19 protein-coding genes and 3 tRNA genes are annotated in these 20,489 nt (G+C 62.3%); 19 read left to right on the forward strand and 3 right to left on the reverse strand.

From position 1 onward, the window contains the following. Positions 1-22: 22 nt before the first annotated feature. The 6 genes from alaS to KUV86_RS01940 all read left to right on the forward strand — a co-directional run bounded on the left by alaS (position 23) and on the right by KUV86_RS01940 (position 4,917). A complete protein-coding gene (gene alaS / locus KUV86_RS01915; protein ID WP_222483404.1) occupies positions 23-2,629 on the forward strand; it encodes an alanine--tRNA ligase in 2,607 nt (868 codons plus the stop codon). Between the two features lie 129 nt (positions 2,630-2,758). Next, complete coding sequence (locus KUV86_RS01920) at positions 2,759-4,009, forward strand: aspartate kinase (protein ID WP_206940185.1); 1,251 nt, start codon at positions 2,759-2,761, stop codon at positions 4,007-4,009. Positions 4,010-4,201: 192 nt separating this feature from the next. After that, a complete protein-coding gene (gene csrA / locus KUV86_RS01925; RefSeq protein WP_206940183.1) occupies positions 4,202-4,396 on the forward strand; it encodes a carbon storage regulator CsrA in 195 nt (64 codons plus the stop codon). Positions 4,397-4,481: 85 nt separating this feature from the next. Continuing rightward, positions 4,482-4,574, forward strand: a tRNA-Ser gene (locus KUV86_RS01930). A gap of 94 nt (positions 4,575-4,668) precedes the next feature. Next, a tRNA-Arg gene (locus tag KUV86_RS01935) sits at positions 4,669-4,745 on the forward strand. Between the two features lie 95 nt (positions 4,746-4,840). Beyond that, positions 4,841-4,917 (forward strand) — tRNA-Arg (locus tag KUV86_RS01940). A 247-nt stretch (positions 4,918-5,164) separates the two neighbouring features. Here KUV86_RS01940 and KUV86_RS01945 read toward each other — a convergent pair. Beyond that, on the reverse strand, positions 5,165-6,163 hold the full coding sequence (locus tag KUV86_RS01945; RefSeq protein WP_222483405.1) for a tRNA dihydrouridine synthase: 999 nt from the start codon (positions 6,161-6,163) through the stop codon (positions 5,165-5,167). Positions 6,164-6,350: 187 nt separating this feature from the next. On the opposite strand from KUV86_RS01945, the gene KUV86_RS01950 reads away from it, so the two are divergent. From KUV86_RS01950 to KUV86_RS01965, 4 genes are all read left to right on the forward strand, one after another. Then, the gene (locus tag KUV86_RS01950; protein WP_206940179.1) at positions 6,351-6,593 is read left to right on the forward strand and encodes an OadG family transporter subunit; all 243 of its coding nucleotides are present in this window, start codon (positions 6,351-6,353) and stop codon (positions 6,591-6,593) included. Between the two features lie 128 nt (positions 6,594-6,721). Next, positions 6,722-8,545, forward strand: a complete 1,824-nt coding sequence (gene oadA, locus KUV86_RS01955) for a sodium-extruding oxaloacetate decarboxylase subunit alpha (protein WP_206940177.1) — start codon at positions 6,722-6,724, stop codon at positions 8,543-8,545. Between the two features lie 9 nt (positions 8,546-8,554). Next, entirely contained in the window at positions 8,555-9,877 is a 1,323-nt protein-coding gene (locus KUV86_RS01960; RefSeq protein ID WP_206940175.1) for a sodium ion-translocating decarboxylase subunit beta, read from the forward strand. Between the two features lie 203 nt (positions 9,878-10,080). Then, positions 10,081-11,826 (forward strand): lysophospholipid acyltransferase family protein, encoded by a 1,746-nt coding sequence (locus KUV86_RS01965; RefSeq protein ID WP_222483406.1) that lies wholly within the window; start codon positions 10,081-10,083, stop codon positions 11,824-11,826. A gap of 111 nt (positions 11,827-11,937) precedes the next feature. On the opposite strand, the gene KUV86_RS01970 is transcribed toward KUV86_RS01965, so the two are convergent. Together KUV86_RS01970 and lexA are read right to left on the reverse strand one after the other, a co-directional pair. Further along, positions 11,938-12,579, reverse strand: coding sequence for an IMPACT family protein (locus KUV86_RS01970; RefSeq protein WP_222483407.1), 642 nt, complete (start codon positions 12,577-12,579; stop codon positions 11,938-11,940). Then, positions 12,579-13,052 (reverse strand): transcriptional repressor LexA, encoded by a 474-nt coding sequence (lexA, locus tag KUV86_RS01975; RefSeq protein ID WP_206940169.1) that lies wholly within the window; start codon positions 13,050-13,052, stop codon positions 12,579-12,581. The genes KUV86_RS01970 and lexA overlap by 1 nt, the downstream gene beginning before the upstream one ends. A 281-nt stretch (positions 13,053-13,333) precedes the next feature. Here lexA and ccmA point away from each other — a divergent pair, with 281 nt between their 5' ends. The 9 genes from ccmA to ccmI are packed head-to-tail and all read left to right on the forward strand — an operon-like array spanning position 13,334 to position 20,486. After that, positions 13,334-13,975, forward strand: a complete 642-nt coding sequence (ccmA, locus tag KUV86_RS01980; RefSeq protein ID WP_222483408.1) for a cytochrome c biogenesis heme-transporting ATPase CcmA — start codon at positions 13,334-13,336, stop codon at positions 13,973-13,975. After that, positions 13,972-14,706 (forward strand): heme exporter protein CcmB, encoded by a 735-nt coding sequence (gene ccmB / locus KUV86_RS01985; RefSeq protein ID WP_224908690.1) that lies wholly within the window; start codon positions 13,972-13,974, stop codon positions 14,704-14,706. Before ccmA ends, ccmB begins: the two co-directional genes overlap by 4 nt. Before the next feature lie 50 nt (positions 14,707-14,756). Continuing rightward, complete coding sequence (locus KUV86_RS01990; RefSeq protein ID WP_206940165.1) at positions 14,757-15,497, forward strand: heme ABC transporter permease; 741 nt, start codon at positions 14,757-14,759, stop codon at positions 15,495-15,497. After that, positions 15,497-15,706, forward strand: coding sequence for a heme exporter protein CcmD (ccmD, locus tag KUV86_RS01995; protein ID WP_206940163.1), 210 nt, complete (start codon positions 15,497-15,499; stop codon positions 15,704-15,706). Before KUV86_RS01990 ends, ccmD begins: the two co-directional genes overlap by 1 nt. Further along, positions 15,696-16,166, forward strand: a complete 471-nt coding sequence (gene ccmE, locus KUV86_RS02000; RefSeq protein ID WP_222483409.1) for a cytochrome c maturation protein CcmE — start codon at positions 15,696-15,698, stop codon at positions 16,164-16,166. Before ccmD ends, ccmE begins: the two co-directional genes overlap by 11 nt. A gap of 30 nt (positions 16,167-16,196) precedes the next feature. Further along, positions 16,197-18,236, forward strand: a complete 2,040-nt coding sequence (locus KUV86_RS02005; protein ID WP_315900952.1) for a heme lyase CcmF/NrfE family subunit — start codon at positions 16,197-16,199, stop codon at positions 18,234-18,236. Then, on the forward strand, positions 18,233-18,781 hold the full coding sequence (locus KUV86_RS02010; RefSeq protein ID WP_206940160.1) for a DsbE family thiol:disulfide interchange protein: 549 nt from the start codon (positions 18,233-18,235) through the stop codon (positions 18,779-18,781). Before KUV86_RS02005 ends, KUV86_RS02010 begins: the two co-directional genes overlap by 4 nt. Next, positions 18,772-19,269 carry a cytochrome c-type biogenesis protein gene (locus KUV86_RS02015; protein WP_222483410.1) on the forward strand — a complete coding sequence of 166 codons (498 nt, stop codon included), beginning with the start codon at positions 18,772-18,774 and terminating at the stop codon, positions 19,267-19,269. Before KUV86_RS02010 ends, KUV86_RS02015 begins: the two co-directional genes overlap by 10 nt. After that, positions 19,266-20,486 carry a c-type cytochrome biogenesis protein CcmI gene (gene ccmI / locus KUV86_RS02020; protein WP_222483411.1) on the forward strand — a complete coding sequence of 407 codons (1,221 nt, stop codon included), beginning with the start codon at positions 19,266-19,268 and terminating at the stop codon, positions 20,484-20,486. Before KUV86_RS02015 ends, ccmI begins: the two co-directional genes overlap by 4 nt. The last annotated feature ends 3 nt before the right edge of the window (positions 20,487-20,489 follow it).

Below are 20,489 nucleotides of genomic sequence, written 5' to 3' on the forward strand. Positions count from 1 at the left end.
CGCTCATCGTCACGGGTATTTCATGAAAAGCGCAGATATCAGACAGGCCTTCCTGAGGTTCTTCGAGGAGCACGGTCACACTCGCGTGCCGTCCAGCTCCCTGGTGCCGGGCAACGACCCGACCCTGCTGTTCACCAATGCCGGCATGGTGCCGTTCAAGGATGTGTTCCTGGGGCGTGATCCCCGCGACTATGTCAGGGCCACATCCTCCCAGCGCTGTGTGCGTGCTGGAGGCAAGCACAATGACCTGGACAATGTCGGCTACACCGCTCGCCATCACACCTTTTTCGAGATGCTGGGCAACTTCAGTTTTGGCGATTACTTCAAGCGTGACGCCATCGGCTTTGCCTGGACCTTTCTGACCGACGTGCTGGGGCTGCCTAAGGAAAAGCTGTGGGTCACGGTGCACATCAGTGATGATGAGGCCGAGCGCATCTGGAAGGACGAGATCGGGATTGATCCCGAGCGCTTCTCCAAGCTGGATGAAGACAACTTCTGGCAGATGGGCGACACCGGTCCCTGCGGGCCCAGCTCCGAGATCTTCTACGACCATGGCCCTGAGGTGTGGGGTGGTCCTCCCGGCAGTCCGGAAGAGGATGGCGACCGTTACATCGAGATCTGGAACCTGGTGTTCATGCAGTTCGATCGTGACGCCAGCGGTGAAATGACCCCGCTGCCCAAGCCGTCCATCGACACCGGCATGGGCCTCGAGCGGATCGCCGCGGTCATGCAGGGCGTGCACTCCAACTACGAGATCGACCTGTTCCAGAATCTGCTCAAGGCCGCTGCAGAGGCTACCGGTACCGACGATCTGGCGTCTCCGTCGCTGCGGGTGATCGCCGATCACATCCGCTCCTGCGCCTTCCTGATTACTGATGGCGTGCTGCCTTCCAACGAGGGGCGCGGCTACGTCCTGCGCCGGATCATTCGTCGTGCCATCCGCCACGGGCATAAGCTCGGCGCTCAGGATGCATTCTTCCACAAGCTGGTGGCGGCCCTCGACAGCGAGATGGGCGAGGCCTATCCCGAGCTGCGCAAGGCCCGCGATCAGATCGAGCGCGTGCTGCTCAAGGAAGAAGAGCAGTTTGCACGCACCCTGGACCACGGGATGGGGCTGCTCGAGCAGGCACTGACGCAACTGGATGGGGACACCCTGGCCGGTGAGACTGTGTTCAAGCTTTACGATACCTACGGTTTCCCCTACGACCTGACGGCAGACGTGTGTCGCGAGCGTGGCGTGACCCTCGATGAAGAGGGCTTCAACCGTGAGCTGGAGGCCCAGCGCGAGCGTGCGCGTGCCGCCAGCCAGTTTGGAGCCGACTACAGCGCCACTATCGAGCTGGATGGCGCGACCGAATTCACCGGTTATGACCGCCTCGACGACCAGGCGCGCGTGGTCGGGCTTTATGACAGCGAAGGCAATGCTCTGGAGCGGCTGACTCAGGAGCAGTCCGGCGTGGTGGTGCTGGATCGTACCCCGTTCTACGGAGAATCCGGCGGGCAGGTAGGGGATACCGGCTATCTGTCCTTTGGTTCGGGACGTTTTCTGGTCAAGGATACCCAGAAGCAGTCCGGCCACCACTTGCATCAGGGGATGCTGCTGGAGGGTGAGCTGGTCGTGGGCGCAGACGTCACGCCGCAGGTGGATTCCAGCCTGCGTGCCGCGACCGTGCGTAACCACTCGGCCACACACCTGCTGCACAAGGCGCTGCGCCTGGTGTTGGGCGAGCACGTTCAGCAGAAGGGCTCGCTGGTGACGCCCGAGCGCCTGCGCTTTGACTTCAGCCACTTTGAAGCGATGACCGCCGAGCAGCTCAAGGAAGTGGAGCGCCTGGTCAACGAGCAGGTGCTGGCCAATGCTCCGACCCGCGTCGAGACCATGACCCTCGACGAGGCGAAGGAGAAGGGGGCCGCGGCGCTGTTCGAAGCCAAGTACGCCGACAGCGTCCGCGTCCTGACCATCGGTGCCGACGATTTCTCGATAGAGCTGTGCGGCGGCACCCACGTGGCACGTAGTGGCGATATCGGCTGCTGCCATATCGTCGCGGAAAGCGGCATTGCCTCTGGCGTGCGTCGTATTGAAGCGATCACGGGAGAGGGGGCGCTGGCCCACTTCGCCGAGCAGGAGGCGCGCCTGTCGCGGGTGGCCGAGCGCCTCAAGGCCAAGCCTGAACAGCTGGAGGAGCGGGTCGAGAGCTTGGTGGAGCGTAATCGCGGCCTCGAGAAGGAGCTGGAGCGGCTCAAGGCCAAGCTGGCCAGCGCGGCAGGCAGCGACATGCTGGCCAAGGTGGTCGAGGTCAAGGGCGTCAAGGTCCTGTCCACCCGCCTGGAGGGCGTGTCAGGCAAGGAACTCCGCGGCATGCTGGATCAGCTCAAGAACAAGCTGTCCTCAGGCATCGTGGTGCTCGGTGTGGCGGATGAGGCCACTGGCAAGGTCAGCTTGATTGCCGGTGTCACCGATGATCTGACCGCCAAGGTCAAGGCTGGCGAGCTCGTCAATCATGTCGCCAGTCAGGTCGGTGGCAAGGGCGGTGGCCGCGCGGATATGGCACAAGCAGGGGGGAGTGACGTTCAGGCGCTTCCTGGCGCACTGGAGAGTGTGCCCGCCTGGCTCGATGCCAGGTTGTAGCCCCTGCGGGGTCGTGGACTCGAGAGAGTCCACGGCCCTTTTTTCTGTCTGACACAGCGCTGTGCAGATACAGCTTCGCAGAGACAACAGTTTCATTCATTGGAATCCAACGAGCGAGGATGACGGCATATGGCACTATACGTACAGAAGTTTGGTGGGACGTCGGTCGGCTCGGTGGAGCGGATCAAGGCGGTCGCCGAGAAGGTCAAGGGCTTTAGAGACCAGGGCCATCAGGTCGTGGTGGTGGTATCTGCCATGAGTGGCGAGACCAATCGCCTGATCGGTCTGGCCAACGAGATCAACGACGAGCCTACCCCCCGCGAGATGGACATGCTGGTGTCCACCGGTGAGCAGGTGACCATTTCCCTGCTGGCCATGGCGCTACACAAGCTGGAAGTGCCCGCGACGTCCTACACCGGCTCGCAGGTTGGCATCATGACCGACAGCGCTCACACCAAGGCGCGTATCCAGCGTATCGAGACAGATGAGATGCGCGAGGATCTGGATGCCGGGCAGGTGGTAGTCGTTGCCGGCTTCCAGGGCGTCGATGCGGAAGGCAATATCACGACCCTCGGTCGTGGTGGTTCAGATACCACCGGTGTGGCGCTGGCGGCCGCGCTCAAGGCTGATGAGTGCCAGATCTATACCGATGTAGACGGTGTCTATACCACCGATCCCCGCGTCTGCAGCAAGGCCCAGCGCCTGGATGAGATCACCGTGGAAGAGATGCTGGAGCTCGCCAGCCTCGGTTCCAAGGTGCTGCAGATTCGCGCTGTCGAATTCGCCGGTAAGTACAATGTCCCGCTGCGTGTGCTGTCTAGCTTTGAAGACGGCCCCGGCACCCTGATCGTTGCAGACTCTGACCAAGACGAGGATTCCATGGAAGAACCGCTGATTTCCGGTATCGCCTTCACCGCCAATGAAGCCAAGCTGACCCTGCTGCACACTCCGGACGTGCCGGGCGTGGCCTCGCGCATCCTGGGTCCGATTGCCGATGCCAACATTGAAATCGACATGATCGTGCAGAACGTTGCGCCGGCGGGTGACTACACTGACTTCACCTTTACGGTCGCCAAGGGTGATTACAAGCAGACCATGCGCATCCTCGAGCAGCAGGTTATCCCTGATCTGGGCGGCGGTGAGTTGCGTGGAGACGATAACATCGCCAAGGTGTCACTGGTGGGTGTCGGTATGCGCTCTCACGCGGGGGTCGCTTCGAAGATGTTCCGCGTGCTGGCCGAGGAAAATATCAACATCCGCATGGTGTCCACCTCGGAAATCAAGATTTCCGTGGTGATTGACGAGAAGCAGATGGAGCTAGCGGTGCGCGCCCTGCACAAGGCTTTTGGTCTCGATAAGGCAGACATCGAGAGCGAATAAATTCCTCGACGCGGCGCACACCATCTACGCTTTAAGGAGTCCCCGGTACCGCTACGGCGGTAGGGGGCTTCCCTTAAACGGCACAATCAGGTGTCATGAGTCGCTAGTGCTCGCCACCAAGAAAGAGGGCACGTCGTTCGGAGACGGGACGGCGTAGCGGCTCACGTAACAAGTCTGAGAAGGAGATCAGTCATGCTTATCCTGACACGCCGCGTCGGCGAAACTCTGATGATCGGTGACGATATCACCGTTACGGTTCTAGGAGTGAAGGGAAACCAGGTGCGTATCGGCGTCAATGCGCCGAAAGACGTTGCTGTACACCGCGAAGAGATCTATCAGCGCATTCAGCGCGAGAAAGCGGATGACGGTAGCGTTGATGACGAGTGACAGCGCAGAGACCTTGCGCAACTTTTTTTGTCACGGGCTGGACAAAGGCCTTAAGTCTCGGTAGGATACGCACCGTGCCGATGAGGGAGAGGTGGCCGAGTGGCTGAAGGCGCTCCCCTGCTAAGGGAGTATGGGGTTTATAGCCTCATCGAGGGTTCGAATCCCTCCCTCTCCGCCATTTGCCTGTCGTGAAGCGAGTAGCGGCAGTCAAAGGTCTTCATGGGTACTGACAAGAAGGCGTATCTGCCGTCTTGTTATCGTAAGTGTGAAACGCGCCCGTAGCTCAGCTGGATAGAGTACCTGACTACGAATCAGGTGGTCGGAGGTTCGAATCCTCCCGGGCGCGCCATACACTTGCACATCGTGGTTTGTGCTGTCCTGATGTCGCCAAGCGCTGCAGGAAAGAATGAGCACATGTCACCTGCAATACGATGTATTGCTCACGCGCCCGTAGCTCAGCTGGATAGAGTACCTGACTACGAATCAGGTGGTCGGAGGTTCGAATCCTCCCGGGCGCGCCAGAATTTCACCCGCTCTCCCCGGAGGGCGGGTTTTCTGTTTGTTACCGTGCTGCGACGGTTCTGCATGAGTGTCCTGTTGAGCGCTTGTCGGTCGACGGTGACGTGCACTCGCCTCAGGAGCTAGTGGCAGCGGTCTACTCTCGCGTTTTTTCATGCTGACCGGCTTGCGGGCTCGCCGCCCGGTCGCGATCGTTTGGGCGTCCATCTCTCGATGGACGCCTTTTTTTATGCTCGGCACAAACGGGTGTCAGTCTGCGGCTATCGCCTGTGGTCTGGCGTTTAGTGCCGTGTGGCGGGCAGGTGAGCCGGATTCGGGGGTGTCAGCGGAGAGTCCGGCGATAAAGTCATCGAGATCGGTGATGCGTCTCAAGGCCTTGAAGCGGGCTGCGGACTCCTCGTCACGTGCTCTCATGTGGTTCATCCACTGCTTTAGTAGTGATACCACCACTTTCGCCGGGAGTATGCTACGCTGCATTGCAGCATATTCCATTAGCACTTGTGCGCGCTGTGCCCAGGTCGTGGCTGGAAGGCGTTCGCCGGTGAGCTGCCAATGTTTCAGGCGCGGGGCGAGGAGGGGGTCGGCGAGGGCGCCGCGGCCCAGCATGACGTCGGTGCAGTCCGACAGGGTGCGTGCCTTCCAGTAGTCTTCGAGGGTGAAGATGTCGCCGTTGGCCACGACCGGGATGCGCAGGCGTTGGCGGATCTTGCCGATCCACTCCCAGTGGGCCGGGGGGCGATAGCCTTCGTCGCGGGTTCTCGCATGGACGACCAGCTGTCTGGCGCCGGCGGCCTCCGCTGCCAGGGCGCAGTCCAGGGCCAGGCGGCGGTGGGAGAATCCGAGCCGGATCTTGGCGGTCACCGGGATGTCCTCGCCGACGGCCCGATGGACTGCGGCGACAGCAGCGGCCAGGCGCTGAGGGTCGCGCATCAGCGACGCGCCGCCGTCGTGGCGGTTGACCAGCTTGGCCGGGCAGCCAAAGTTGAGGTCCAGGCTGATGGCGCCCAGGCGCAGCGCTTGTCGCGCGTTGGCTGCCAGGGCGTCCGGGTCTGAGCCGAGCAATTGCAGGTGTACCGGGATGCGTGACGGCGTCGTGACGCCTTGCGTCGCCAGTTCAGGGCAGTGCTTGTAGAACACTCGGGGCGGCAGGCGTGCGTCAACGACGCGGACAAACTCGGTGACCGTCCAGTCGAAGCCCTGCTGTCGGGTCAGCAGGTCGCGGGTGTTGGCATCAATGACGCCCTCCATGGGCGCCAGCCCTATGCGACCTTCGTCCAACCTATGTCTATGTAGTAAATTAACAACCAAAACTGCTACCTTTAGACCATGGCTATACGCCGGGGGTGTGGCAGGGTATAGCAACAAAAAATATGCGCAAGCCGAATGATCTAGAAAGATCAAGGCAACTTAGTCGTCGTAAAGCGGAGGATCCCGCATGAACGAATCACAGCTTGTTAGCGAGGGTTTGTCCCTCATGGCCCTTGGGATGGGCTTCGTTTTTGTTTTTCTTACGGTTCTGGTGGTCACGACGACACTGATGTCGCGTGTCATCGGGCGCTTCTTCCCGGAGCCGGTAGCCGAGGCTTCCGCTCCCCGCTCAAGAGCGGCGCCGACGCAGGACGACACCCTGATGGCGGTAATCGCTGCTGCTGTTCACCGTCACCGCCAAAAGCGATGAGTCTGCCAGGCGCTGTCAGTGGGCTCGTCAAACCACGTTGTTGATGAGCTCCCTCGCACAGTGCCGGCGGCCGTGATTTTCGACGAAAGCGCTTGGTATCGACAAGCCATAATGATAAGGACTCGACCATGAGCGACACTGCACGCCCACTTGGCATCACCGATGTCGTGTTGAGAGACGCACACCAGTCTCTGTTTGCGACCCGTATGCGCATCGATGACATGCTGCCCATCGCCGAGAAGCTCGACAACATCGGCTTCTGGTCACTGGAATCGTGGGGTGGGGCCACCTTTGACGCTTGTATCCGCTATCTCGGTGAGGATCCGTGGGAGCGGATACGGGCGTTGAAGGAGGCCATGCCACGTACTCCACAGCAGATGTTGCTGCGCGGGCAGAATCTGCTCGGCTATCGTCATTACGCCGACGATGTGGTGGATCGCTTCGTCGAGCGCGCCAAGACCAACGGAGTGGACATTTTCCGTGTCTTCGACGCCATGAATGATCCGCGCAACCTCGAGCGTGCGATCAAGGCGGTGAAGGCCAACGACGGCCATGCCCAGGGCACGATCTCCTATACCAAGAGTCCGGTACACACCCTGGACAGCTGGGTAGAGCTGGCGCAGTCGATCGCTGACATGGGGGCCGACTCCCTGGCGATCAAGGACATGGCGGGCTTGCTGACGCCTTACGATGCCTATGAGCTGGTCACCAAGCTCAAGTCGGCGCTGGATATTCGCATTCACCTGCACTGTCACGCCACGACCGGTCTATCGTCGGCGACGGCCCTGAAGGCGGCTGAGGCGGGTGTCGATAACGTCGATACGGCCATTTCCTCCATGTCCATGACCTACGGTCACAGCCCCACTGAATCCTTGGTGGCCATGCTCAAGGGAACCGACCGCGATACCGGCCTTGATCTTGAAGCGCTCGAGGACATTGCGGCCTACTTCCGCGAAGTGCGCAAGAAGTACGCCGCATTTGAAGGCTCTCTCAAGGGCATTGACTCACGCATTCTGGTGGCTCAGGTGCCTGGTGGCATGCTGACCAACATGGAGAGCCAGCTGAAAGAGCAGGGTGCGGGTGACCGGCTCGACGATGTACTGAACGAGATTCCGCGGGTGCGCGAAGACCTGGGCTTCATTCCTCTGGTGACGCCTACCTCACAGATTGTGGGCACCCAGGCGGTCATGAACGTGATGATGGGGGAGCGGTACGCCTCTATCTCCAAGGAGGTGCAGGCACTGCTGAAAGGGGAGTACGGTGCCGCGCCTGCGCCCTTCGAGCGAGACCTGCAGCAGCGTGTGCTGGAGGGCGCCTCGCCGATGACCGAGCGTCCGGCGGATCGCCTTGAGGCGGAGATGCCGCGCCTGACCGAGGAGCTGCTTGCCAAGGCCAAGCAGGATGGCATTCGCCTGGCCGACGGGGAGCAGCAGGTCGATGATGTGCTGACCTATGCACTGTTCCCGCAGATCGGTCTCAAGTTCTTGAAAAACCGGGACAACCCAGACGCCTTTGAGCCTGCTCCCGAAGCCGAGACGGCGCCGGCCGCAACAGCGCCCGCGGCCAGTGCTCCGGCCAAGTCGGCGGCTCAGTCCGGTGGTTCAGACACCTACACCGTCACCGTCAATGGCACCGCCTATGTGGTCGAGGTTGCCGAAGGGGGAGATATTTCCCAGGTTCAGCCTGCAGCAGCGTCCGCTACGCCAGCTCCGGCGCCCGCCGCTGGCGGCGAGGCCTCATCCGGAGCCACGGTGCAGGCGCCGCTGGCGGGCAACATCTTCAAGGTCAACGTCAAACCCGGTGATAGCGTGGCGGAGGGCGACGTGGTGATCATCCTTGAAGCGATGAAGATGGAAACAGAGGTACGCGCTGCGTCGTCGGGAACCGTGTCCGATGTGAAGGTGGCTGAGGGTGACAGCGTCGCTGTCGGTGATGTACTGGTAGTGCTCTAAGGACGGGTCATGGAGAAGATACTGACGCTCTGGTACGGCTCCGGCCTGTATAACCTGACGCTCGGCCAGGCGGTGATGCTGGTGGTGGGTCTACTGCTGCTGTGGTTGGCCGTCGCCAAGAAGTTTGAGCCGCTGCTGCTGGTCCCGATTGGTTTTGGTGGAATTCTCGCCAATATTCCCGAGGCGGGTCTGGCGCTGTCCGCGGCAGAGCAGGCCGCTCATCTGGGTCGCCCTGAACTGCTGGCGCAGATGGCTCAAGCCTTGGGGATCAGCTTGCCCACCGGTGCTGAGCTGGATATCTGGCGCCACACCCTGTCTGACGCGCTGCACGGGGACATGTCCCCGGCGCTGATTCGCGCGGCCAACGATGTGGCCATGGACGGTGGCTATGCCCACGGCATGTTGTTCCAGTTCTACAACGTGGCGATTGCCTCAGGTATTGCGCCTCTGGTGATCTTCATGGGGGTGGGGGCGATGACCGATTTCGGCCCGCTCCTGGCCAACCCTCGCACCCTGTTTCTCGGTGCTGCGGCCCAGTTCGGAATCTTTGCCACCCTGTTGGGGGCGGTAGCGATGACGGCGATGGGGTGGATGGATTTCAGCCTCAATCAGGCCGCTGCGATCGGCATCATCGGCGGCGCCGATGGGCCGACGTCGATCTACGTGTCGAGCATTCTGGCGCCGGAACTGCTGGGTGCCATCGCCGTGGCCTCCTATTCCTACATGGCGCTGGTGCCGTTGATTCAGCCTCCGATCATGAAGGCGTTGACGACGCAAAAGGAGCGTAGCATCGCCATGACCCAGCTGCGCCCGGTGTCGAAGCTCGAGAAGATCGTGTTTCCTCTGGCGCTGTTGATTCTGGTGGTGCTGTTCTTGCCCGACGCTGCACCCCTGTTGGGCATGTTCTGCTTCGGCAACCTGATGCGCGAATGTGGCGTCGTCGAGCGTCTGTCGGATACCGCACAGAATGCGCTGATCAACACGGTGACCATCTTTCTGGGGCTGTCGGTGGGCTCCAAGCTGATGGCCGACCGTTTCCTGGCAGTGGAAACCTTGGGCATCCTCGGTCTTGGTATGGTGGCCTTTGCCATTGGCACGGCGTGCGGGGTGCTGATGGCGAAGTTCATGAACCTGGTGAGCAAGCACCCGATCAATCCGTTGATCGGCTCTGCCGGCGTGTCGGCGGTACCCATGGCGGCGCGAGTGTCCAACAAGGTCGGGCTCGAGTCCAATCCTCACAACTTCCTGCTGATGCATGCCATGGGGCCAAACGTGGCGGGTGTCATTGGTTCCGCGGTGGCGGCTGGGGTGATGATCAAGTACCTCGGATAGGTTCCAGCACTACGCCATATGCCCAGGATCGGCGTGACGTCTGATCCTGGCAGCCACATGCGGCGCCCCTGCTGAAAGGTGGGGGCGCCGCATGCTTTTGCCGTTCAGCTGCGTCGGGCACGTCATCCGCTCAACATCGAATCGCCACGCTTCTGTCATGCTCGCTTCCTAGTCTGACGTTCGACACGTCAGGGGGAATGCGCATGATCGATGTAGAGAAGGCTCTGCTGGCCAAGGCGCCGAAGGTCGGGGGCTGGCCTCGTTGGGGACGACAGCTGTTGATGTCCGGCCTCAAGCGTCTGGTACACGAGCGTGAGATCAATGCCTTCCTCAAGCAGCATCGGCGTGCCGGTGGGCTCGAGTTTATCGATGCGGTGCTTGATCACCTGAATTTCGGCTATTCGCTGTCGTCGCGAGATCGAGACAACATTCCGGTGGCTGGTCGGGTCGTCATCGTGGCCAATCATCCACTGGGCGCCCTTGATGGCCTTGCCCTGGTGCGTATGGTGGCGGACGTGAGGCCGGATGTAAAAATCATCGCCAACGACCTGCTGATGCAGCTGTCTCCCCTGGCGCCGCTGCTGTTGCCGGTGGACAACCTGTCTCGCCGCGGTTTCCGCAAGAGCCTGCAGGGTATCGTCGACGCCCTGGACGATGAGCAGGCAGTGATCGTGTTTCCCGCGGGGGAGGTCTCGCGGGCAGGTCCTGGAGGCATCCGGGATGGCAACTGGCTGTCCGGTTTCCTGCATGCGGCGCGGCGCACCAACGCGCCCATCCTGCCGGTGCATGTGGGCGGCAGAAACTCTCCGCTGTTCTACTCCCTGACGTCGCTGTACTCCCCGCTGGGGACCTTGCTGCTACCCAACGAGATGTTTCGCCAGCAGGGGCGCCATATCACGATCAAGATCGGCGGCGAAATTCCGCTGGCGCGGTTTGATCGAGACGACCTGGCGACTCAGGCGAAGCTGAAGCTGCTGCGCAAGCATATCTATCGGTTGGGCCGCGGCAAGAAGGGGGTGTTTGTCAGCGAGGCGGGGATCGCGCATCCCGAGAACCGCCAGCACCTGCGCGAAGAGCTGGCGCAGGCCGAGGTGCTGGGTAAGACCCCGGATGGCAAGCAGATTCTGTTGTTTGAGCATCAGCCAGATTCCGCCGTCATGCGGGAAATCGGACGGCTGCGGGAGATTGCCTTTCGCCGTGTCGGTGAAGGGACGGGCAAGAAGCGCGACCTGGACGAATACGACGAGCACTATCGTCATCTGGTGTTGTGGGATGACCGCGATCTGGAAATCGCCGGGGCCTACCGCTTGGGGGATGTGGGCCACATCCTCGACAGCATCGGCATCGAGGGGCTTTACAGTGCGACCATCTTTCACCTCGACCAGGCGCCCTGGGAGCAGTGGCGCCATGGGCTGGAACTGGGCCGCAGTTTCGTCCAGCCACGCTACTGGGGACGGCGCAGTCTAGATTACCTGTGGCATGGGTTAGGCGCCTATCTTCGCCACCATCCCGAGGTGCGCTGGATGTTTGGCCCCGTCACCATACCCAACCATTTGCCACCGCTGGCCAAGGACCTGCTGGTCAGCTACTACCGGCACTATCATGCCGATGGCGACAGCCTGATTCGGGCCAAGGCGGTCTGCCCACTGTCCCGCGCCGGGCGCGAAGAGGCGGATCGCCTGTTTGATGGCAATGATGTGGCAGAGGATTTCTTGCGCCTCAAGGCCGCGCTTCAGACCATGGGGGCGGGTGTGCCCGCACTCTACAAGCAGTATGTCGATGTCGCTGAGCCTGGCGGGGTGTCGTTCAAGGCCTTTGGCGTCGACACGGCGTTTGGCTACTGCATCGACGGCCTGGTGGTGGTGGATGTGGCGCGGCTCAAGGCGGACAAGCGCAAGCGCTACATCGGGGCTGCATCAGCCCCTGCCTCAGCCCCTGCCCATGCATAGGCGTGTCACCACCTTGGTGTGCAAACACGAGGTGTGCATAGGTTGGGTGTGCATGCTTGGGCGCGTCAACAGGGCGCGAGTCAAACCGTCGGGCTGCAAGGGCCTTCTGGTTTAGACGACCATGTCGTTTTGCTCGTCGTCCAGGGCAATGGCGATGCGTCCCTTGAGGCGGGTGCTCAACTCACTCAGGTCCACGGGCGCGTCAGTGGGCCAGCCCAGGGTCAGACTGACGCCTTCGGCCGCGTAGTCGACCGCGTCGACAGGAATGTGCCGGGACTCACACCACTGGCGCGCGTCGGCTTCGCCCGCAAAGTCGACCTGGATACGCACCTGGCGGCGCTCTACGCATTCGCGCCTGGGCAGTGTCTCCAGGGCCTTGACCAGGGCCTGGGTGTACGCCCGCGCCAGTCCGCCAGTGCCCAACTTGGTGCCGCCAAAGTAGCGAATCACCACCGCTGCGGTCTGGCCGATTCCGTCACCCTCCAGCGCCTGGAACATGGGACGTCCCGCGGTGCCGCCTGGCTCGCCGTCGTCGGAAAAGCCGATGTGGACCTGCTCGCCGGGAGGGCCAGCCAGATAGGCGCTGCAGTGGTGGCTGGCATTGGGGTGCTGTCGCCGGGCCTCGGCCAGCAGCACATTGAAAGCGTCCACATCAGGGGCGTGAGCCACCCAGGTGATGAAGCGGCTTTTTTCCACCTCAATTTCCGCCACGTGCCATTCGCCTGCCGCGAGATCCGGTATCGGGTAGCGCATCAGGCAACCAGTTCTGCCTGGCGAGCCACGCCCATCACCAGTCCAAGCACCCGAATGTCACTGTTTTTCAGGTAGATGGGCGGCATTGTCTCGTTGGCGGGCTGAAGCCGCACGCCATTCTTCTCGATGTACAGCTTTTTCAGGGTGACCTCCTGGTCATTGATCATCACCACCGCGGTTTCGCCGTTCTCGGCGCTTTCCTGGCGTTCGATAATGATCACATCGCCGTCGAAGATATTGCAATCGATCATCGAGTTGCCGCACACCTTCAGCGCGTAGGTGTTGCGACGCACCATGCGCGAAGGTACCTGCAGAGTCGCGTTGTCGAGGCAGGCTTCGATGGGCATCCCGGCGGAGACATGTCCCAGCAGGGGGATGTCCACCAGCGCATCGGGGGTGTCAATGGGCTCCCAGCTGTCGGCGATGGGCAGGTTGGGCAGGCGTTGAAGGAACTGGCAGGTCGCGATATCCATGGCACGGTGTCTCCCTGGTGGTAAGGGTCGGGCTGTCACGGGTACGGAAGTGCGGCGCGGGCTGGGCTCCGGCGGCGGGTCATACTGGATACTGTCGATTCATACAGTACACGAGAAAGATAGCAGGGCCTAGCGTTCGCGCAAGTGCCATGGATCAACGAAAGGTGCATTGGCTGTGCGATTGCGCTGGTACGAGGGGCCGGCTGTCTGGTTCGGATGTGGCAATCGGTGTAAAGTCTGTGCGTGTTTTCCCCCTCTCGGTCCTGGCAGTGGAGTGCCCTTTGCGTCTGTGTCTTGAAGCCCGACAACTGGCCTGTGAGCGCGACGGTCGCTGGCTGTTTCATGGGCTCGACCTCATTCTCGGGGCAGGCGACGTTCTGCGGATCGAGGGCCCCAACGGCAGCGGCAAGACGACGCTGCTGAAGGTGCTGTGCGGCCAGATCAGCGACGTGGAAGGGCAGGTGTTATGGGACGGCAGAGCGCTGTCCAAGGCACGCGCCGACTTGCTGGCCAATCTGCTCTACCTTGGCCACGCGCCGGGTATCAAGGCCCACCTGACGGCGATGGAAAATCTGCGCTGGTATCAGGCCTTGGCAGGTCGCCGATGTAGCGATCGCGAGCTTGGCGCAGCGCTGGCCGAGGTCGGCCTGGCGGGCTTCGAGGATGTGGGGGCCTCCCAGCTGTCCGCTGGACAGCAACGCCGAGTGACCTTGGCCCGCCTTGTGCTCAGTCGTCATCCACTGTGGATCCTGGATGAGCCTTTCACGGCCATTGACGTCGATGGCGTGTCGGCGCTGGAGCAGCGTCTGGTCGAGCACGCCGGCCGGGGCGGTGCCGTACTGGTCACCACCCATCATGCCCTGGCCAATGTGCCTGGTCTGCGCAGGCTGTCCCTGTCAGGCCCAGCCCGGGAGGTGGCATGAGCGCTTGTTCCACTGACGTCGAGCCCGCGGTGGTGGCGGTCAAGGAGGCCGGCGCGGGGCTGGGAATGGCGCTATGGGCGACCTTTCAGCGAGATCTCGTCGGCGTGGCCAGGCGTCCCGCTGACGCGCTGACCCCGCTGGTGTTCTTCGCCATGGTCATCACCTTGTTTCCCCTGGGAATTTCGCCGGAACCGGAGCGTCTGGCCTGGATAGCCCCCGGCGTGCTGTGGGTGGCGGCTTTGCTGTCCGCGCTGCTGTCGCTGGATGGATTGTTCCGCGCGGATTATGAAGACGGCACGCTGGAGCAGCTGTTGCTGGCTCCCCACCCGCTGTCACTGTTGGTGGTGGCGAAGGTGCTGGTGCACTGGCTGACCACAGGTCTGCCGCTGGCACTGATGGCCCCGTTGCTGGGAGTGCTGCTGGCCTTGCCCCAGGGCAGCTACCTGGCCTTGAGTGTCACCCTGGCCGTGGGCAGCGGCTGCATCAGCCTGATCGGGGCCATTGGCGCTGGATTGACGGTAGGGTTGGCCCGCGGAGGCATGCTGTTGTCGCTGTTGGTGCTGCCATTGTTCATGCCGGTCCTGATCTTCGGTACAGGAGCCATGGGGGCGGCGCTGTCGGGGGGCGAGTGGCTGCCTCACCTGGCGGTGATCGGCGCCATGCTGGCGCTGGCACTGGCCAGTGCACCGTTGGCGATTGCCGCGTCACTGCGCATCAGCGTGCATGGCTGATGCGCTGATGTCGGCGACACGATTTCACGCTTGATCGAGGTACAACGCTCATGTGGGCCTTCTTTCACAAACTGGGGTCGCCGCGCTGGTTCTACGGCATCGCGGCCAGGCTAGCACCATGGTGCTGGGGCCTGGCGCTGGCGTTGATTGTGGTGGGTAGCGTCTGGGGACTGGCGTTTGCGCCATCCGACTACCAGCAGGGCAACAGCTTTCGCATCATCTACGTCCACGTGCCGGCTGCGTTTCTGGCCCAGTCGATCTTTATCGCCTTGGCCGCGTCGGGCTTCGTGTTCATGGTCTGGAAGGTCAAGATCGCCGACATGGCCGCGGCGATGATGGCGCCCCTGGGCGCCGCCATGACCGCGATTGCGCTGCTGTCAGGCTCCGTCTGGGGCAAGCCGACCTGGGGCACCTGGTGGCAGTGGGACGCGCGCCTGACCTCAATGCTGATTCTGCTGTTCCTGTACGTGGGCGTGATGTTGATCCGGCGCGCCTTTCCGCGTCCACTAAGTGGCTCGAAGGCGGCCTCGGTGCTGGCCATGGTCGGGGTGATCAATATTCCGATCATCAAGTACTCGGTGGAGTGGTGGAACACGCTGCATCAGCCGGCCAGCTTCACCCTCACCGAACGGCCGGCCATGCCTACCGAGATGTGGCTACCGCTGTTGATCATGGTGCTGGGTTTCTATGCCTTTTTTGCCGCTTTCACCCTGACCCGCACGCGCACTGAAATTCTACGCCGCGAAGGCAGCAAGCGCTGGGTCAAGGAGCTGTTCAAGGAGGATGCGTGATGGCATTCGAATCATTGGCTGAGTTGTGGCAGATGGGCTCCCATGGCCCCTACGTCTGGACGGCCTGGGGTGCCACTCTGGGGGTGCTGCTGCTTAGCGTGTTGCTGGTATGTGGTGAAAGTCGTGACGTTCGGCGCACCCTGCGTCGTCGACTCAGGCGAGAAGGCGCCGCGGCGCTGAAGTCCACGGAGGGTCGCCATGAGGGCTAAGCGTCGAAATCGGATGTTGCTGGTGCTCGGGCTGGTGGCGCTGTGTGCGGTGGCGGTGGGGCTGACGCTGTATGCGCTGCGCTCCAATATCAATCTCTTCTTCAGTCCAGTGCAGATTGCCGCGGGAGAAGCTCCCGTCGACCGCCAGCTGCGGGCCGGAGGCATGGTCAAGGAAGGCAGCGTGCGGCGTGATAGCGACAGCCTGGACGTCAGCTTCGTGGTCACTGACTATGTCGACGACGTTGAAGTGCGCTACAGCGGCATTCTGCCGGACCTGTTTCGCGAAGGGCAGGGGGTCGTGGTGGTCGGTAAATTGACTGATGATGGCATCATCGCTGCCGACAAGGTACTGGCGAAGCACGACGAGAACTACATGCCGCCCGAGGTTGCCGAGGCGCTTGAAAAGGCCGGCTATTCCCCCGCCGACTACAAGCAAGCCGCGCCGGGTTCCCCCCAGTGACGCACAGACCGGGCAGACCAAGGTGATGTCATGCTGATCAAGATGATCCCCGAGATCGGACACTATGCGCTGGTTATCGCGCTGTTGATGGCAGTGGTGCAAGCGGTGCTGCCTCTGGCGGGGGCTGCCACGCGACGTCCCTTGTGGATGGCGTATGCCAGGCCCATGGCGGCCGGCCAGCTGGCCTTTCTGCTGATCGCCTACGGCTGCCTGACAGCCAGCTACCTGCTGGATGACTTCAGCGTGGTCAACGTGGCCAACAACGCCAATTCGTTGCTGCCCTGGTATTACAAGTTCAGCGCGGTGTGGGGCAACCACGAGGGCTCGGTCCTGCTGTGGAGCCTTATCCTGGGAATCTGGACCTTCGCGGTCGGTTGCTTCTCGGGTCGCCTGCCGCCTGACATGGTGGCGCGGGTGCTGGGAGTGATGGGACTGGTCAGCGTCGGCTTTCTGGCCTTCGTGCTGATCACGTCCAACCCATTCGAGCGCTCGCTGCCCAATATTCCGGCGGACGGTGCAGACCTCAATCCGTTGCTGCAGGACGTCGGCCTGATCATTCATCCGCCGATGCTGTACATGGGCTATGTCGGTTTCAGCGTGGTCTTTGCCTTTGCCATTGCGGCCCTGCTGGGGGGGCGTCTCGACAGCGCCTGGACCCGTTGGGTGAGACCCTGGACCAACATCGCCTGGGCTTTCCTCACGGTCGGCATCGCCCTCGGCAGCTGGTGGGCGTACTACGAATTGGGCTGGGGCGGCTGGTGGTTCTGGGACCCGGTGGAAAATGCTTCCCTGCTGCCGTGGCTGGCCGGCACTGCGTTGATCCATTCGCTGGCGGTGACCGAAAAGCGCGGGACCTTCAAGAGCTGGACGGTATTGCTGGCGATCACCACCTTCTCGCTATCGTTGATGGGGACCTTTCTGGTCCGCTCCGGCGTTCTGACCTCGGTCCATGCCTTTGCCAATGATCCGTCGCGGGGACTGTTCATCCTGGTCCTGCTGGGTATCACCGTCGGCCTGTCGTTGCTGATCTTTGCCCTGCGTGCGCCGCGGGTCAGCCAGCCAGGCGGATTCAATTGGCTGTCTCGGGATGCGCTGTTGCTGGTCAACAATATCCTGCTGGTGGTGATGACGGTGACGGTGCTGCTCGGCACGGTCTATCCGCTGCTGCTGGATGCGCTGAACCTCGGCAAGATCAGCGTGGGGCCGCCTTACTTCAATGCCTTGTTCGTGCCGTTGACGGTATTGCTATGCGTGTTCATGGGGCTGGGGCCCAGCGCCCGCTGGAAGCGCATGAGTGGTCGCGAGCTGCTGTCGCGGCTGTGGCTGGCGGGAGCTGCGGCGCTGGTCATTGGTGTGCTGGCACCGCTCGCCTATACCGGGGCATGGAATCTCAAGGCGTCCATTGGCCTGGTGGCGGCCCTGTGGCTGGTGCTGTCGCTGGCACGGGACCTGTGGGACAAGACCTCCCGCGGCGCTTCCCGACGCCAGGCAGTGATGCGCCTGACGCCAGCTTACTGGGGTATGGTGCTGGGCCACCTAGGCCTCGCGGTCACGATTGTCGGTGTCGCTCTGGTCTCCAACTATTCGGTGGAGCGCAATGTGCGGATGAATGTCGGCGATAGCGTCGATGTCGCTGGCATCCGTTTCCACATGACCGCTCTGGATGAGCGCAGGGGGCCCAACTTCGTCTCCGATGCTGCGACCATCGAAGTGACCCGCCAAGGCGCCACGCGGAGCTTCGAGATGCATCCAGAAAAGCGCCTCTATATTGCCAGGGGGATGCCGATGACCCAGGTCGCGCTGCGTCCGGGACTGTTCCATGACCTGTATGTGGCCATGGGCGAAGAGCTCGACGATGGCAGCTGGGCGCTGCGGGTGCAGATCAAACCCTTTGTTCGCTGGCTGTGGCTGGGGGCGTTGCTGATGGCGGCAGGCGGCATGATGGCCGTGGCGGACCGTCGCTATCGACGCCAGCTCAGCACCCGTGCACCTGAGCGCGAGTCGAGCAGTACGGCCAGCTCCGGCGTGGTCAGCGCCAGTCAGGTCACCTCCAAGGATGTGCGGGCATGAAACGACGGCTACTACTATTGGTGCCACTGGTGCTGTTTCTGGTGTTGGGAGCCTTCCTGTATCAGGGGCTGTCGATCAACCCCTTCGACAGAGAGTCGGCGCTGATGGCGCGCGAGTTTCCCGCCTTCGAGCTGACCACGCTGGATAATCCCCAGCAACGCGTGGATGAAGGGGATATCAAGGGAGAGGTGACCTTGGTCAACGTCTGGGGCAGCTGGTGTCCCACCTGTCGCCAGGAAATGCCGCAGCTTCTGGACCTGGCGGACCGAGGCGTGCGCTTGATCGGTGTCGACTACAAGGAGACCGCTGCCAGCGATGCGGAAAAGCGTGCGCAGGGCCAGGCGTTCCTGACCCAGTTCGGTAACCCTTTTGCCTTCAACGTGTTTGATCCGCTGGGCAGCCTGGGCTTTGATCTCGGCGTTTACGGGGCTCCTGAGACGTTTCTGGTGGACGCAGACGGTATCATTCGTTACCACCACACCGGTTACATCACCGCTGATGACGTGGAGAGCATCATTATGCCGGAGGTGGAGAAATGGCGCTGAAGGCACCTTCGCAAGGGCACCCTTGGCTGGCCAGCGTGCTGCTGTTGACGGGCTGGCTACTGGCCCTGCAGGTCATGGCAGAAGCGATTGAAGTGCGTCGCTTTGAGAGTGCGGTGACGGAGCAGCGCTATCAGTCGCTGACGGCGACCTTGCGCTGCCCCAAGTGCGAGAACCAGGCCATTGGTGACTCCAACTCGCCGATTGCCGCGGACATGCGTGACAAGGTCTATGAACAGCTGAATGACGGCAGGTCTGACAAGGAAATTATCGACTTCATGGTCCAGCGGTTTGGCGACTACGTGCTCTACAACCCCCGGCTGGAAGGTCGCACCCTGCTGCTGTGGGGACTGCCTGGGGCGTTGGTGGTGGTCGGCGGGCTGGCGCTGTGGGCCATCATTCGCTCTCGCCGTCGGGTGAGTGTCCGGCAGCTGTCTGCCGAAGAGCAGGCCCGTCTGGACGAACTGATTGATCGAGAGAGACGCTCATGACGCTGCTGTGGCTCGCCTTTGCCCTGTTACTGTTACCGGCTGCCTGGCTGCTGATCCTGCCTCTGCGGCGAGCGGCGTCTCTGGAGCAACGTCAGCGCGAGCTGGAAGCCAACGACGATGCGGCTGCCCAGAACGTGGCGGTGTATCGCCGCCGCCTGGCCTCGCTTGAAGCCGCCAGGTCTCGCGGCGACATTGACGCTACCCGTTTCGATGAGGATGTCAGCGAACTGAAGCGAGCGCTGCTCGACGATACCGAACGGCTAAAGCGGGCTCCGCTCAAGTCAGCGGGATCGGGCAAGCTGGCGATTCCCGTGGTGCTGCTACTGGTCATCGTGACCAGTGTGGCGTGGTACCAGCGCGAAGGTGCCGAAGGCGATCTGGTGCTTTATCACACCATCGAAGAGGTGCGTAACGACCCCGCGGCCAGCCTGGCGCTGATGCTGGAGCGCCTCGAGGCCCAGGCCGAGCGCCAGCCCGACAATCCCCGCGTGTGGCAAACCCTCTATCCCCTCTACCGAGATAGCGGCGCCTACCGCGAGGCCGGTCAGGCCATCGAGCGGGTGCTGGCGCTGGAAGGGCGCTCCCCCTGGTGGCTTGGTGAGCTGGCCAAGATGGAGTACTTCACCAACGAAGGGCGGTTGAACGAGCGTATCCTGGCGCTTTCACGAGAGGCCAGTCGTGAGGCGCCGAACCTGCCCTCCGCCATGTGGTTCCTGGGAGTCGAGGCCTTTCAGCAGGATGATTATCAGGCGGCCCTGGGGTACTGGCGCAGAGGACTTTCCGCCGCAGACGGCTCCCCCCTGCAGGAAGCCATGCGGCAGGGCGTGGCCCAGGCGGAGCAACGTCTCGCTCCGGCGGGTCAGCACGCCATTCGCATTCATCTGTCGCTGGCACAGGCGCTGAAGAGCGACCGGCTGCCCCCATCCACCACCGTGTTCGTGGTGGCCCGTGACAGCGACGGCAAGCTTCCTCCTCTGGCGATCCAGCGGCTGACCCTGGCCGAGCTGCCAGCGAGCATTACCCTGGATGCCGGTGATGCCATGTCGCCGATGGCCAGCCTGGAGGATGTCGAACAGGTACGCCTGTTGGCACGGGTCTCACCCAGCGGTCAGGCGCAGCCGCAGCCCGGTGACCTGATGGGACAGCGTGAAGGGGTTGCAGTGGGGGCCTCGGATCAGGATCCTGTCACGCTTGTCATCGATCAAGTGATTGAATAACCC

Source organism: Halomonas sp. DP8Y7-3 (genome assembly GCF_019801675.1).
In the GTDB taxonomy this organism is placed as follows: domain Bacteria; phylum Pseudomonadota; class Gammaproteobacteria; order Pseudomonadales; family Halomonadaceae; genus Halomonas; species Halomonas litopenaei_A.

What these genes read in the sequence shown, in the direction of transcription:
- alaS (WP_222483404.1), top strand. Translation starts at nt 23, where the DNA reads ATGAAAAGCGCAGATATCAGACAGGCCTTCCTGAGGTTCTTCGAGGAG.
- KUV86_RS01920 (WP_206940185.1), top strand. Translation starts at nt 2,759, where the DNA reads ATGGCACTATACGTACAGAAGTTTGGTGGGACGTCGGTCGGCTCGGTG.
- csrA (WP_206940183.1), top strand. Translation starts at nt 4,202, where the DNA reads ATGCTTATCCTGACACGCCGCGTCGGCGAAACTCTGATGATCGGTGAC.
- KUV86_RS01945 (WP_222483405.1), bottom strand. Translation starts at nt 6,163, where the DNA reads ATGGAGGGCGTCATTGATGCCAACACCCGCGACCTGCTGACCCGACAG.
- KUV86_RS01950 (WP_206940179.1), top strand. Translation starts at nt 6,351, where the DNA reads ATGAACGAATCACAGCTTGTTAGCGAGGGTTTGTCCCTCATGGCCCTT.
- oadA (WP_206940177.1), top strand. Translation starts at nt 6,722, where the DNA reads ATGAGCGACACTGCACGCCCACTTGGCATCACCGATGTCGTGTTGAGA.
- KUV86_RS01960 (WP_206940175.1), top strand. Translation starts at nt 8,555, where the DNA reads ATGGAGAAGATACTGACGCTCTGGTACGGCTCCGGCCTGTATAACCTG.
- KUV86_RS01965 (WP_222483406.1), top strand. Translation starts at nt 10,081, where the DNA reads ATGATCGATGTAGAGAAGGCTCTGCTGGCCAAGGCGCCGAAGGTCGGG.
- KUV86_RS01970 (WP_222483407.1), bottom strand. Translation starts at nt 12,579, where the DNA reads ATGCGCTACCCGATACCGGATCTCGCGGCAGGCGAATGGCACGTGGCG.
- lexA (WP_206940169.1), bottom strand. Translation starts at nt 13,052, where the DNA reads ATGGATATCGCGACCTGCCAGTTCCTTCAACGCCTGCCCAACCTGCCC.
- ccmB (WP_224908690.1), top strand. Translation starts at nt 13,972, where the DNA reads ATGAGCGCTTGTTCCACTGACGTCGAGCCCGCGGTGGTGGCGGTCAAG.
- KUV86_RS01990 (WP_206940165.1), top strand. Translation starts at nt 14,757, where the DNA reads ATGTGGGCCTTCTTTCACAAACTGGGGTCGCCGCGCTGGTTCTACGGC.
- ccmD (WP_206940163.1), top strand. Translation starts at nt 15,497, where the DNA reads ATGGCATTCGAATCATTGGCTGAGTTGTGGCAGATGGGCTCCCATGGC.
- ccmE (WP_222483409.1), top strand. Translation starts at nt 15,696, where the DNA reads ATGAGGGCTAAGCGTCGAAATCGGATGTTGCTGGTGCTCGGGCTGGTG.
- KUV86_RS02005 (WP_315900952.1), top strand. Translation starts at nt 16,197, where the DNA reads ATGCTGATCAAGATGATCCCCGAGATCGGACACTATGCGCTGGTTATC.
- KUV86_RS02010 (WP_206940160.1), top strand. Translation starts at nt 18,233, where the DNA reads ATGAAACGACGGCTACTACTATTGGTGCCACTGGTGCTGTTTCTGGTG.
- KUV86_RS02015 (WP_222483410.1), top strand. Translation starts at nt 18,772, where the DNA reads ATGGCGCTGAAGGCACCTTCGCAAGGGCACCCTTGGCTGGCCAGCGTG.
- ccmI (WP_222483411.1), top strand. Translation starts at nt 19,266, where the DNA reads ATGACGCTGCTGTGGCTCGCCTTTGCCCTGTTACTGTTACCGGCTGCC.